We start from the raw sequence: 14,335 nt of genomic DNA on the forward strand, positions 1-14,335 counted from the left end.
AGTGCCAGCTCTCTCTCAGACGTTCCCGAAGTCGTTGTCGATCAGGGCGAACAGCTCGTCCGCTGTCGCCGTCTCCATCGCTGTGGCGGTGTCGTCCACCGGTCCTGGCGGCGGTGCCTCGCCGGCGCGGCGGCGCCAGCCGCGCAACAGTTCGTCCAGTCGTTCGCCGACCCCGTCGCTGTCTGCCGCTCCCGGTGGGACGGCCGTGAGGAGCGCGGCCAGCCGGTCCAGCTCGGCCAGCAGCGGCGAGGGCGGTTCGGGCGCGGCGGACAGCTCCGCGTCCAGGTACGCGGCGAGCGCCTCGGGTGTCGGGTGGTCGAAGACGGCCGTCGGCGGGACGGCCAGCCCGGTCGCCTCGCACAGCGCGTTCCTGAACCGCACCGCGAGCATCGAGTCGAAGCCGACCTCGGCGAAGGCGCGTTCCGGGCGCACCGGGCCGGTCCCGGGATGACCGAGGACCGCGGCCGCGTGCCGGACGACCAGGTCGAGCACCGCCTGACGGCGGGCCCGCCGGTCCAGCGGGGCCAGCCGGGCGGCCAGCCGTACGGCGGGGGTCTCGTCGTCGTCGACCGCGGCCGCCGGGACCTCCTCGGCCGGCCCCGCCGTGGTGGCGGCGGCCGTCCGGCCCGGGGTGGCCAGCCAGTACCGGTCGCGCTGGAAGGAGTACGTCGGCAGCAGGACGGGCGCCGGGCCGCCCGGCCCGGGGGTCCCCGTCCAGGGCGACCAGTCCGTCGGACCGGCGCCGGCCGCCCACGCCTCGGTCAGCGAGGCCAGCAGCCGGTCCCGGCCGCCGTCGCCGCGCCGCAGCGTGCCGACCGCCGACACCTCCCGCCCGGCCTCCGCGGCCACCGCCTCGATCCCGGCGAGCAGCACCGGGTGCGGGCTGACCTCGACGAGCAGGGTGTGGCCCGCGTCCAGCAGGGTGCGGGTCGCTCCGGCGAAGTCGACCGGTTCGCGCAGGTTGCGGTACCAGTAGGCGGCGTCGAGCGACTCTCCGGCGACGGGTTCACCGGTCACCGTCGAGTAGAGCGGGACGGCCGAGGCACGGGGGCGGATCCCGACGAGGGCTTCGCGCAGTTCGTCCTCGATCTCGGCGACCTGGGCCGAGTGGGCCGCGTAGTCCACCGGGATCGCCCTGGCCCGGACGCCTTCCCGCTCGCAGGCCGTGAGCAGGGCGGCCAGCTCCTGGGGCTCGCCGGCGACGACCACGGCCTCGGGGCCGTTCACGGCGGCCACGCAGGCGCGTCCGCCGGCGGGCAGCAGGCCCGCGGTCCGCTCGGCGGAGGCGGCGACCGACACCATGCCGCCGCGGCCCGCCAGCCTCAGCAGCGCCCGGCTGCGCAGCGCCACCACGCGGGCCGCGTCGTCGAGCGACAGCGCTCCGGCGACGCAGGCGGCGGCGATCTCGCCCTGGCTGTGCCCGACGACCGCGTCCGGGGTGACCCCGGTGTCGCGCCAGTGCGCGGCCAGCGCGACCATCACGGCGAAGAGCACCGGCTGGACGACGTCCACGCGGTCGAGCGTCGGTGCGCCGGGCGCGCCGCGCAGCACCTCGGTCAGGGACCAGTCGGTGTGCGGGGCGAGCGCCCGTTCACAGTCGGCGACGGCGGCGGCGAACGGCGCGGAGGCGTCGAGCGCCGCCGCGGCCATGCCGGCCCACTGCGAGCCCTGGCCGGGGAAGACGAAGACCGTGCGGCCGCCGCGCGCCCGGTCCTGCACGGCGTCGGGGGCGGGCTCCCCCGCCGCGAGGGCGTCCAGCCAGCCGAGCAGCGCGGCGCGGTCGCGGCCGGTGGCGGCCGCCCGGAAGGGCAGGGCGGGGCGGGTGGTGGCGAGCGCCCGGGCGGCCGCGGCGGCGCCCGCGCCGGGGTCGGCCCGCAGGTGCTCGCCCAGTCGGCGCGCCTGGCGGCGCAGGGCGGCGGGGGTCATGGCGGAGAGCAGCCAGGGAACGGTGGTCCCGGGCTCCTCGGCCGGCGGGCGGTGGTCGGCGGCGGGCGCCTCCTCCAGGATGGCGTGGGCGTTGGTGCCGCTCATGCCGAACGCGGAGACGCCGGCCCGCCGCGGCCGGCCCCCGTCAGAGGCCTCCCAGGGGCGGGCGTCCGCGAGCAGCCGGACCGCGCCGGCCGACCAGTCCACCCGGCTGGAGGCCTGCTGGGCGTGCAGGGTGCCGGGGAGCACGCCGTTCCGCAGGGCGAGCACCGTCTTGATGACCCCGGCGACGCCGGCGGCGGCCTGGGTGTGCCCGATGTTGGACTTCAGCGACCCGAGCCACAGCGGGCGGTCGGCGGGCCGGTCCTGGCCGTAGGTGGCCAGCAGGGCCTGCGCCTCGATGGGGTCGCCGAGCACGGTTCCGGTGCCGTGCGCCTCGACCAGGTCGACCTCGGCGCCGGAGAGTCCCGCCGTGGCCAGCGCGGCCCGGATCACCCGCTGCTGCGCGGGGCCGCTCGGGGCGGTGAGGCCGTTGCTGGCGCCGTCCTGGTTCACCGCGGTGCTCCGTACCAGGGCGAGGACCGGGTGCCCGAGGCGGCGCGCGTCGGAGAGGCGTTCCACGAGCAGGACGCCCACCCCTTCGCCCCACCCCGTGCCGTTCGCCCCTTCGGCGAAGGAGCGGCAGCGGCCGTCGGGCGACAGGCCCTGCTGGCGGCTGAACTCGACGAAGACGTCCGGGCTCGCCATCACCGCGGCACCGCCGACCAGGGCGAACGAGCAGTCGCCGGCGCGCAGTGCCTGGCCGGCCAGGTGCAGGGCCACCAGCGAGGACGAGCAGGCCGTCTCCACGGTCACGGCGGGGCCGCCGAGGCCGAGGGTGTAGGCGACCCGGCCGGAGGCGACGCTGGTGACCGTGCCGCTGAGCAGGTGCCCCTCCACCTCGTCGGACGGGTTCTGCGGACCGGTGCCGTAGCCCTGGGCGGCGACGCCGACGTAGACGCCGCCCTCGCTGCCGCGTACCGACGCGGGGTCGAGTCCGGCCCGCTCCAGGGCCTCCCAGCTGGTTTCGAGCAGCAGCCGCTGCTGCGGGTCCATGGCCAGGGCCTCGCGCGGGGAGATGCCGAAGAACTCCGCGTCGAACTCGGCCGCCCCGTCCAGGAATCCGCCGCCGGTGGTGTAGAAGGTGCCCGGGTGCAGCGGGTCCGGGTCGTAGAGGTCCGCCAGCGGCCAGCCGCGGTCGGCGGGCAGCGCGGCGACCGCGTCCACTCCGTCGGCCACCAGCCGCCACAGGTCCTCGGGCGAGCGGACGCCGCCCGGGAACCGGCAGGCCATCGAGACGATCGCCAGGGGTTCGTCGGCCGCCGCGGGCCCGGCCGTGCCGGTGGTGCCGGTCGTGTCGTCGGCGTCCGGTTCCGTGCCGCCCAGCCCGGCGAACAGGTGCGCGGCGAGGGCGGCCGCCGTCGGGTGGTCGAAGACGGAGGTGAGCGCGAGCGGCAGGGCGGTGGCCGCGACCAGCCGGTTGCGGAGTTCGACGGCGGTGAGCGAGTCGAAGCCCGCCTCGCGGAACGGGCGGTCGGCGGCGAGGCCGACGGCCGACTCATGGCCCAGTACGGCGGCCGCCTCGCTCCGGACCAGCTCCGTCAGCAGTCTGCGGCCCTCGGGCTCGGACAGCCGGCGCAGCCGGTGCGACCACGACGGGTCGCCGCCGGTGCCGGGCCCGGATTCGGCGGGGGTGTCCGTGGCCGCGGGGCCGCCGTCCACCGCCCGGAGCTCGGCGGCGGCGGGCAGGTCGCGCAGCAGCGCGCTCTCCCGGACCGAGCCGAAGGTGGGCGCGAAGCGGCTCCAGTCCAGCTCGGCGACGACCGGTTCGCCCTCGTCCAGGGTCAGTGCCAGGCCGAGCGCGGAGAGCGCCGCGGCGGGGTCCATCGGCACCAGCCCGTGGCGGCGCAGGCCGTCGCCGACGGCGCCCTCGGCCATGCCAGCGCCGGCCCAGGGGCCCCAGGCCACCGAGGTCGCCGGCAGGCCCCGGCCGCGCCGCGCCGCGGCGAGGCCGTCCAGGTAGGCGTTGGCCGCCGCGTACGCGCCCTGGCCGCCGCTGCCCCAGGTGCCCGAGATCGAGGAGAACAGCACGAAGGCGTCCAGCGGGTGGCCTTCGAACAGGGCGTCGAGGTGGGCCGCGCCGCGCGTCTTGGCGGCCGTCCGCAGGGCCAGTTCCTCCGGCGTGCAGTCCATCAGCGCGGTGTCCGAGGTGAGTCCCGCGGTGTGCACCACGGCCCGCACGGTGTCGCCCTCGGCGTGCAGCCGTTCCAGGACCCGTTCCAGCGCGGTGCGGTCGGCGACGTCGCAGGCCAGCAGGGTGCTCCGGGCGCCGAGCGCCGCCAGGGCGTCGGTCAGCGCTTCGGCCCCCGGGGCCTCGGGGCCCCGCCGGCCGAGCAGGACCAGGTGGTCCGCGCCGCGCTCCGCGAGCCAGCGCGCCACCTGGGCGCCGAGGCCGCCGGTGCCGCCGGTGACCAGGACGGTGCCGCGCGGCGTCCACGGGGCGGGCGCGGGTGCCGCGGGCTCCGGCGCGGGGACGAGCCGGCGGCCCAGCGGCACCGGCGTGCGCACCGCCACCTGGTCCTCGCCGTCCGGTCCGGCCAGCACCGCGCACAGCCCGTCCAGCGCGGGCCCGTCCAGCAGCTCCGGCAGGTCGACCAGGCCGCCCCAGCGCAGCGGGTGCTCCAGGGCCGCCACCCGGCCCAGGCCCCACACCTGGGCCTGCTCGGGGCGGACCTCCTCGGTGCCGTGGGCCGCCACCGCGCCGCGGGTGGCGCACCACAGGGGTGCGTCGATGCCGCTCTCGCCCAGGGCCTGGAGCAGCAGCAGGGTCCCGGTCAGGCCGGCGTCCAGCGTCCGCAGGCCCGGGTGGGGCCCCTCGGCCAGGGCGAGCAGCGACAGGACGCCCTCCAGGTCGCCGAACTCCGGCAGCAGCAGGGCCAGTTCGGCGCGTTCGACGGCGGCTCCGACCCGGGTAACCACCACGTCGGCGCCGTGTCCGGCGAGGGCCTGCTCGCAAGCGAGCGCGGTGTCCTCGGCGCCGGGTCCGTCCGGGACGACCAGCAGCCAGCGGCCGGAGAGGCGGGGCTCCGCGGGCGCGGCGAGCGGCTCCCACGCGATGCGGTAGCGGTGCGGGCCGGCGGGGGCCGCGGTCCCCCGGCGGGCGCGCCAGGAGACGGGGGCCGGGTCCGACGCGGCGTCCGGCCAGAAGCGCCGGTGCTGGAAGGCGTAGGTGGGCAGGTCGACCCGCCGCACGTCGGCGCCGCTCCAGCCCGCCGACCAGTCCACCGCCACGCCGCGCAGGTGCAGCGAGGCGAGTGCGGTGCGGACCGCGTCCGACTCGCCGCGGTCACCGCGCAGCAGCGGCACCGCGCCGGGGCCGCCGGAGGCGGGTGCGGGGCCGTCGGGAGCGGAGTCGGAGTCGGAGTCGGGTTCGGGGAGGCAGGCGTGGAGCATGCCGGACAGCACGCCGCCCGGTCCGAGTTCGAGGTAGGTCGTCGCGCCCTCTGCCCGCAGTCGGCGGGCCCCTTCCAGGAAGCGCACGGTGCCCCGGGCGTGCCGCACCCAGTGGTCGGGGGAGCGGAGTTCCGCGGCCGTGGCCGTGCGCCCGGTCAGGTTGGAGACGATCTCGATGCCGGGCGCGTGGTAGGTCAGCGACTCGGCCACGTCCCGGAAGGCATCGAGCATCCCGTCCATCCGGGCGGAGTGGAAGGCGTGGCTCACGCTCAGGCGCCGGGTGCGCCGGCCGCGCGAACGGAACGTCTCGGCCAGGCGCCGCACCGCGTCCTCGTCGCCGGACAGGACCACGGAGTCGGGCCCGTTGACGGCGGCGATGTCCACCGCGTCCCGGTCCTCGTCCACCAGGGCCCGGCGCACTTCCTCCTCGCCGGCCTCCACCGCCACCATCGCCCCGCCCTCGGGCAGTTCGTCCATCAGCCGGCCCCGGGCCGTCACCAGCGCGCAGGCGTCGGGCAGGTCCAGCACGCCCGCCGCGTGGGCGGCGGCGAGTTCGCCGACGGAGTGCCCCAGCAGCAGGTCGGGCCGCACGCCCCAGTGCCGTACGAGCCGGAACAGCGCCGTCTCCAGGGCGAACAGCGCGGGCTGGGTGTACCGGGTGCGGTCGAGCAGCTCCGCGTCGGGGGTTCCGGGCTCGGCGAACAGGAGGTCCCGCAGGCTCAGGTCGAGGTGCGGGTCCAGGCCGGTCAGCACCTCGTCGAGGGCGTCGGCGAACACCGGGTCCTCGCGGTAGAGCTCGGCACCGGCGCCGGCCCGCTGGCTGCCCTGTCCCGGGAAGAGGAAGGCGGTCCGGCCGGCGCGCACCGCGCCGCCGGTGAGCAGTCGGCCCGCCGTCGTGCCGCGCGCGAGGGCGTTGAGCGAGCGCCGGACGGACGCCCGGTCCCGTCCCAGGACGGCGGCCCGGTGTTCGAGCGGGGCCCGTCCGGTGGCGAGCGAGTAGGCGACGTCCACCAGTTCGACGTCCGGGTCGGCGTCGAGCCGGCCCACCAGTCGGCCGGCCTGGGCCCGCAGGGCTTCCGGCGTCCTGGCCGAGAGCAGCAGCGGCACAGGCGGGCCGGTGCGGCGGGCGGTGGGGGTGGCGGTGTCCGCGGCGAGGGCCATCGTGGCGGTGGCGGGGACGGCGGCGGTTCCCGCGGTGGGCACGGCCGGGGTGTCGGTCCGGTCGAGGGCGGGCACGACCGCGATGGCGGGCGCCTGCTCGACGATCACGTGCGCGTTGGTGCCGCTGATGCCGAACGACGACACACCCGCCCGACGCGGGCTCCCGGTCTCCGGCCACGGGGTGTGCGCGGTGAGCAGGCGGATGCCGCCGTCGGACCAGTCGACGTGCGGGTTCGGCGTCCCGGCGTGCAGGGTTCCGGGCAGTTCGCCGTGGCGGATGGCCAGCACCATCTTCATCACTCCGGCCACCCCGGCCGCCGCCTGGGTGTGCCCGATGTTCGACTTCACCGAGCCGAGCCACAGCGGACGGTCCGCCGGGCGCTCCGGTCCGTGGACGGCCTGGAGCGCCTGCGCCTCGATCGGGTCGCCGAGCCTCGTGCCGGTGCCGTGGGCCTCGATCGCGTCGATCTGGTCGGCGCGCAGCGCGGCGTCGGCCAGGGCGGCGCGGATGACCTGCTGCTGGGACGGGCCGTTGGGGGCGGCGAGCCCGTTGCTGGCACCGTCCTGGTTCACGGCGGTGCCGCTGATCAGCGCGAGCACCGGGTGGCCGTGGCGCAGGGCGTCGCTGTGGCGCTCCAGCAGCAGCACTCCGGCGCCCTCGCCCCAGCCCGTGCCGTCCGCCTCCGCCGAGAACGCCTTGCACCGTCCGTCGGCGGCGAGCCCGCGCTGACGGCTGAACTGCACGAACAGCCGCGGGGTGCTCATCACCGTCACCCCGCCCGCGAGGGCCTGCTCGCAGTCGCCGCGCCGCAGTGCCTGCACGGCCAGGTGCAGCGCCACCAGCGACGAGGAGCACGCGGTGTCGACGGTGAGCGAGGGCCCCTGGAGGCCGAGGACGTAGGACAGCCGCCCCGACAGCACGCTGGCCGTGTTCCCGGTCAGCAGATGACCCTCGGACACTCCCTCGGCGCCCTCCAGCAGCGCGGAGTAGTCCTGGCCGTTGGTGCCGATGTAGACGCCGACCGGCCGGTCCTTCAGCGCGGTCGGATCCTGCCCGGCGCCCTCGACCGCCTCCCAGGCGGTCTCCAGCAGCAGCCGCTGCTGCGGGTCCATGGCGAGGGCCTCGCGCGGCGAGATGCCGAAGAACTCGGCGTCGAAGTCGGCCGCGTCGTGCAGGAAGCCGCCCTGCCGGGTGTACGTGGTGCCGGGCCGCTCGGGGTCCGGGTCGTACAGTCCCTCGGTGTCCCAGCCCCGGTTCGACGGCCAGTCCCCGACGGCGTCGGTGCCCTCGGCGAGCAGCTGCCAGAAGTCCTCGGGCCGGGCGACCCCGCCGGGGAAGCGGCAGCCCATGCCGACGATCGCGATCGGCTCGTTGCCGACGGGGTCGGCGGACTCCACGGCGCCGCTCGCCGCGTCCGGCAGGTCCGGATCCAGGTCCAGCTCCGCGAGCAGCCGGCCGGCCAGTGCCGACGGGGTGGGGTGGTCGAAGAGGACGGTGGCGGGCAGGGCCAGCCCGGTGACGGCGGCGAGCCGGTTGCGCAGCTCCACCGCCATCAGGGAGTCGAAGCCGAGTGCGGAGAACGCCTTTCCGGGCTGGACCGTGTCGACGTCGGGGTGGCGCAGGACCGTCGCCGCGTGGGTGCGCACCAGGTCGGTGAGGGTCCCGACCCGGTCCTCGTGGCGCGGCAGTACGGCGATCCGCTGCCGCAGGGTGTCGGCGGCGCCGTCGCCCTCCCGGGCCGCCGAGGGTGCGGCGGTGTCCGGGGCGGGCCGCGCGGCGGCCGGGTCCGGCATCCCGTCGAGCAGGGCGGCGGAGCGCAGGCCGATGCCCGCGGTGAAGCGCTTCCAGTCGACGTCGGCGACCACGACCAGCGCGTCGTCCGCCTCCAGTGCCCGGCCGATCGCGGTGACGGCCGTCTCGGGCTCCATCACCGGCAGGCCGAAGTCCCGCAGTCGGCCGGCGACCTCGTCCGCCAGCATGCCCGGCCCGGCCCAGGCGCCCCAGGCCACGGACGTGCCGGGCAGCCCGGCGGCCCGGCGAGCGGCGACGAGCGCGTCGACGGCCGCATTGGCGGCCGCGTAGTTCCCCTGCCCGGCGTTGCCCACGACGCCCATCACGGACGAGAACACCACGAAGGCCGACAGGTCGAGGCCCGCGGTGGCCTCGTGCAGGTTCCGGGCGGCGGTCAGCTTGGCGCGCAGCACCACGGCGAGCCGCGCGGGGTCCAGCGCGTCGAGCACACCGTCGTCGAGGACGCCCGCCGCGTGGATGACGGCGGACAGCGGGTACCGCGCCGGGATGTCGGCGACCAGCGCCGCCAGGGCGGCCGGGTCGGCGACGTCGCACGCCGCAAAGGCGACTTCGGTGCCCAGCGCCGTCAGTTCCGCCCGCAGCTCGTCCGTACCGGGGGCGTCGGCGCCGCGCCGGCTGACCAGCAACAGCCGCTCCGCGCCCTGGCCCGCGAGCCAGCGCGCCGTGTGCGAGCCGACGCCGCCGGTGCCACCGGTGACGAGGACCGTGCCCCGCCACCGGACGGCCGGGCCGCCTGCGCGGTCCTTCGGCGACCCGGCCGGCGCGGGCCGGAGCCGGCGTCCGTGGACCCCGGTGGAGCGCACCGCCACCTGTTCCTCGTCGGCCGAGGCTCCCGCGAGCACCGCGCACAGGCGGCGGGCGGCCCGTGCGTCCAGCACCTCGGGCAGGTCGACCAGACCGCCCCGGCGGTGCGGGTGCTCCAGGGCCAGCGTCCGGCCCAGGGCGGCGGAGGCGGCCTGACCGACGTGTCCGGGCCGCTCCGCCCCGCCCAGGACCGCCGTTCCCTTCGTCAGCATCCAGAGCCGGGCCTGGATGCCCGCGTCCTCCAGTGCCTGGGCCAGCGCGAGGGTCAGCGCCGGACCACCGGGCAGGTCGGGGTGTTCGGGGTGGGGACGCTCCTCCCAGGACAGCAGGGACAGCACGCCGGCGATCGGCTGCTCCCCGGCGGTCTCCGTGAGCAGGGCGGCCAGCTGTTCGCGGGTCGCGCCCGGATCGGCGACGACGCACGGGAGGAGGTCGGCCCCGGCCTCGCCGAGGGCGTCCAGGACGGCCGCCGCGTCGCCGCCCTCGGGACGCAGGGCGAGCCAGCGGCCGGGGAGGCCGTCCGCCGGCGTGACCGACAGGGGCGCCCAGGCGACGTGGTAGCGCCAGGATTCCGCCTTCCGTTCACGGGTCCTGACGGAGCGCCAGGTCGCCAGCGCGGGCAGGACTTCGTCCAGGGCGGCACGGCCGACCCCGAGGATCTCGGCGAGCCGGGCGGGGTCCTGCAGTTCCAGGTCGTCCCAGCGGTCCTCGGCGGGGGCGGCCGGGACGGCGGCGGGGGCCGTCAGCCAGTAGCGGGTGCGCTGGAAGGCGTACGTCGGCAGCTCGACCCGCCGAGCGCCCGGGAACGCCCCCGACCAGTCCACCCTCAGCCCGCGCTCCCAGCCACGGCCGACCGCACGCAGCACCTGCGCCGGGCCGCCCTCACCGCGGCGCAACGTCCCCAGCACCGCCGCGTCCACGCCCGCGGCCTCCACCGACTCCCCCACCGCCACCGACAGCACCGGGTGCGGGCTGGACTCGATGAAGATGCGGTGCCCGGCCGCGAGGAGCGCGCGGGTGGCCTGCTCGAACTCGACGGTCTCCCGCAGGTTCCGGTACCAGTACTCGGCGTCCAGGGCCTTCGTGTCCAGCAGGCCACCCGTGACGCTCGAATAGAACGGCACAGAACCGGACAGCGGCACGATGCCGTCCAGGTCGGCGAGCAGGCGCTCGCGGACTTCTTCCACGTGCGCGGAGTGCGACGCGTAGTCGACCTCGATCAGACGCGCCCGCACCCCCTCCCCGACCAACGCGTCAACGAACTCCGCCACCGCGTCCGCGTCACCCGACACCACCGTCGACGACGGACCGTTCACCGCCGCCACCGACAACCGGCCCGCGATGCGATCCCGCACCACGTCCACCGGCAACGGCACCGACGCCATACCGCCACGACCCGCCAGCGCCCCCACCGCTCGGGAACGCAGCGCCACCACCCGCGCCCCGTCCTCCAGACTCAGACCACCCGCCACACACGCCGCGGCAACCTCGCCCTGCGAGTGGCCCACCACAGCGTCGACCGCCACACCGAACGAGCGCCACACCTCGGCCAGCGACACCATCACGGCCCACAGCACCGGCTGCACCACGTCGACCCGCGCCAGCAGCGCCTCCGAACCCAGCGCCTCCACCAACGACCAGTCGGTGTACGGCGCGAGCGCCCGCTCGCACTCCGCCATCCGCGCCGCGAACACCTCCGACCCGGACAGCAACTCCGTGGCCATCCCGACCCACTGCGAACCCTGGCCCGGGAACACCAGCGCCACCCGACCGGAAACCAGCCCACCACCGGACACCGCGGCACCCTGCGCCAGCGCCTGCACGCCGTCGAGCAGTTCGCTCCGGTCTCCGCCCACGACCACCGCACGGTGCTCGAAGGACGCACGACCCACCGCCAGCGAATGACCCACGTCCGCCACGTCGAGCCCGGGCTCCGCCGCCACCCGCGCCGCCAGCGCCTCCGCCTGCCCGCGCAGTGCCTCGGCGCTGCGCGCCGACACCGGCCACACCACCGTCCCGGGACGCGGAGTGCTCTCCACCGCCTCGGGCGGCACGGACTCCAGGATCATGTGGGCGTTGGTCCCGCTGATGCCGAAGGCGGACACGCCCACCCGACGCGGACGACCCGCGTCGTCCCACTCCCGGGCCTCCGTCAGCAACCGGCCCGCGCCCGCCGACCAGTCCACCTCGGGCGTCGGGCCGTCCACGTGCAGCGTCCTGGGCATCACTCCGTGCCGCATCGCCAGCACCGACTTGATGACGCCCGCCACACCCGCCGCGGCTTGCGCGTGGCCGATGTTCGACTTCAGCGAGCCGATCCACACCGGACGGTCCGCAGGCCGGTCCTGCCCGTACGTCGCCAGCAGCGCCTGCGCCTCGATCGGGTCGCCCAACCGCGTCCCCGTACCGTGCGCCTCCACCACGTCCACCTCGGACGCCGTCAGACCCGCGTCCGCCAACGCCGCCCGGATCACCCGCTGCTGCGACGGACCGTTCGGCGCCGTCAGACCGTTGCTCGCACCGTCCTGGTTCACCGCCGAACCGCGCACCACCGCCAGCACCGGGTGCCCGTTGCGCCGCGCGTCCGACAACCGCTCCAGCAGCAGCATGCCCACGCCCTCGGCCAGGCCGAAGCCGTCGGCGGCCGCCGCGAACGCCTTGCAGCGGCCGTCCGGGGCCAGCCCGCCCTGCCGGCTGAACTCCACGAGCATGCCGACCGTGGACATCACGGTCGCGCCGCCGGCCAGGGCCAGCGAGCACTCGCCGGACCGCAGCGCCCGGACCGCGAGGTGCAGGGCCACCAGCGAGGACGAGCAGGCCGTGTCCACGGTCACCGCCGCCCCCTCCAGACCGAGGGTGTAGGCCAGGCGGCCCGACGCGACGCTCCCGGTGTTGCCGGTCAGCAGGTGGCCGCCTTCGTCGGCGCCCTGTTCCAGGGAGGGGCCGTAGTCCATGGTCATCGCGCCCACGTAGACGCCCGTCGGGGTCCGCCGCAGGGTGGACGGGTCGATCCCGGCCCGTTCCAACGCCTCCCAGGTGGTCTCCAGCAGCAGCCGCTGCTGCGGGTCCATCGCGGCCGCCTCGCGCGGCGATATCCCGAAGAACTCGGCGTCGAACTCGGCCGCGCCGGCGAGCGAGCCCGCCTCCCGCTGGTAGTACCGGCCCGGCGTGCCGGGTGCGGGGTCGTAGCGTCCGGCGGTGTCCCAGCCGCGGTCGTCGGGCAGCGCGGAGACGGCGTCGACGCCCGCCGACACCAGCTCCCAGAGTTCGTCGGGACTGCCGACCCCGCCGGGGTAGCGGCAGCCCATGCCGACGATCACCACGGGGTCGTCGTCCGCGGCCCGCCGCACCGGCCGGTCCGCGCCCGGGCTCCCGTCGGGCCGGTCGCCGCCGATCCGGGCGGAGAGGTACGCGGCGAGGGTCGCCGGGGTCGGGCAGTCGAAGACGGCCGTCGCCGGGATGCGCAGCGCCGTCGCCGCGCTCAGCCGGTTGCGCAGCTCCACGGCGGTGACGGAGTCGAATCCCAGGTCGAGGAAGGCCAGGTCGGCGGGGACCGGTTCGGACCGCCCGGTCACCGCGGCGATCTCCTCGTCCACCAGCCGGGCCAGCGCGGCGAGCCGTTCCGAGGCACCCAGGGCGGCCAGCTCCGCGCGGAGCGCGCTGCCCGCGGCCGGGATGCCGCCCGCCCCGTCCGCGTCCGCCGGGCCGGGCTCCGCGAGCGCCGCCAGGACGGCCGCCGGCAGTTCCGGCATCCGGGCGTGCTGCCCGGCGGACGGCTCCCGCTCCGGGGCGGCGCCGCACACGTACAGGTCGCCGAGCGAGGCCAGGAACCGGCCCCGGCCGCCCTGGTCCCGGCGCAGCGTTCCGAGGACGGCGGCCTGCGCGCCGTGTTCCTCCGCGCAGTCCGTGAGGGCGGAAGTCAGCACGGTGTGCGGGCTGACCTCCAGCAGGACGCCGTACCCGTCCCGCAGCAGGGCGTCGGCCGCCTGGTGGAACCTGACCGTGTTGCGCAGGTTGCGGCACCAGTAGTCGGCGTCCAGGACCGGGGCGTCCAGTCGTCCGCCGGTCAGTCCGGAGTAGTAGGGCAGCCGCGGGGTGCGGGGCCGGATCGGTGCGAGATCGGCGCGCATCCGGGGGACGATCGCGTCGATGTGGGGCGAGTGGGCGGCCAGGCCCACCGCGATCCGCCGGGCGTGCACCGCGTCCGCGGCCAGCTCGGCGAGGAGTTCGGCCGCGGCGTCGCGGTCGCCGGAGACGATCACGGACCGCGGGCCGTTGTGCGCCGCGACGACGAGGCGGCCGTCCCAGCGGCGCAGCCGCGGCTCGATCTCGTCGGCCGGGGCCATGACGGAGACCATGTCGCCCTGCCCGGCCAGGGTCGCCTGGGCCTGGCTCCACAGGGCGACCACCCGCGCGGAGTCGTCCAGGGACAGCGCGCCGCTGACCGCGGCGGCGGTGACCTCGCCGACGCTGTGCCCGAGCACGGCGGCCGGTTCCACGCCGTGGGAGCGCCACAGCTCGGCGAGCGACACCGTGACGGCGAACAGCAGGGGCTGCACCACGTCGGCCCGGTCCCCGGCGGGCGCGCCCGGCGCGTCCGGGTCGCGGAGCACGTCGATCGGCGACCAGTCGACGAACGGTTCCAGGGCCTGCGCGCACGCGTCCATCCGGTCGCGGAACACCGCGGAGGTGTCCAGCAGGTCCACCGCCATCCGGGGCCACTGGGCGCCCTGTCCGGGAAACACGAAGGCGACCCGGCGGTCCGCGCCGGCGGTGCCCTCCACCAGGCCGGGCATGCTCCGGCCGTCGGCGAGCGCGTCCAGCCGCCGCAGGAACCCGTCCCGGTCGTCGGCCACCAGTGCCGCCCGCCGGCTCCCCTCGGAGGCGGTGCGCGCGAGGGTGAGCGCGATGTCCTGGGGGCTCCAGTCGTCACGACCGGCCAGGTACCCGTGCAGGCCGCGTGCGCCGGCCGCCAGCGACTCCCTGCCGCTGCCGGCCAGTGTCCACAGCAGCGGTGCTTCCGTACCGTCGGGGTGCGCCATCGTGTCTTCGGACTCCTTCACGGCGAGCGGGACCACCGGTCGCCGAACCGTGGCGGGCGCCCGCACTCGCGGGTCGCGCGCCGACCGGGACGCCTTC

General features: G+C 76.9%; 1 protein-coding gene. It reads right to left on the bottom strand.

All coding sequences use genetic code 11. From position 1 onward, the window contains the following. Positions 1–15 precede the first annotated feature (15 nt). Positions 16–14,238: a type I polyketide synthase gene (locus ACI1MP_RS34235; RefSeq protein WP_404870391.1), complete on the bottom strand. Its 14,223-nt coding sequence runs from the start codon at positions 14,236–14,238 to the stop codon at positions 16–18. Positions 14,239–14,335 lie beyond the last annotated feature (97 nt).

Origin of the sequence: Kitasatospora griseola (assembly GCF_044999035.1) — a bacterium.
Classification (GTDB): Bacteria; Actinomycetota; Actinomycetes; order Streptomycetales; family Streptomycetaceae; genus Kitasatospora; species Kitasatospora griseola.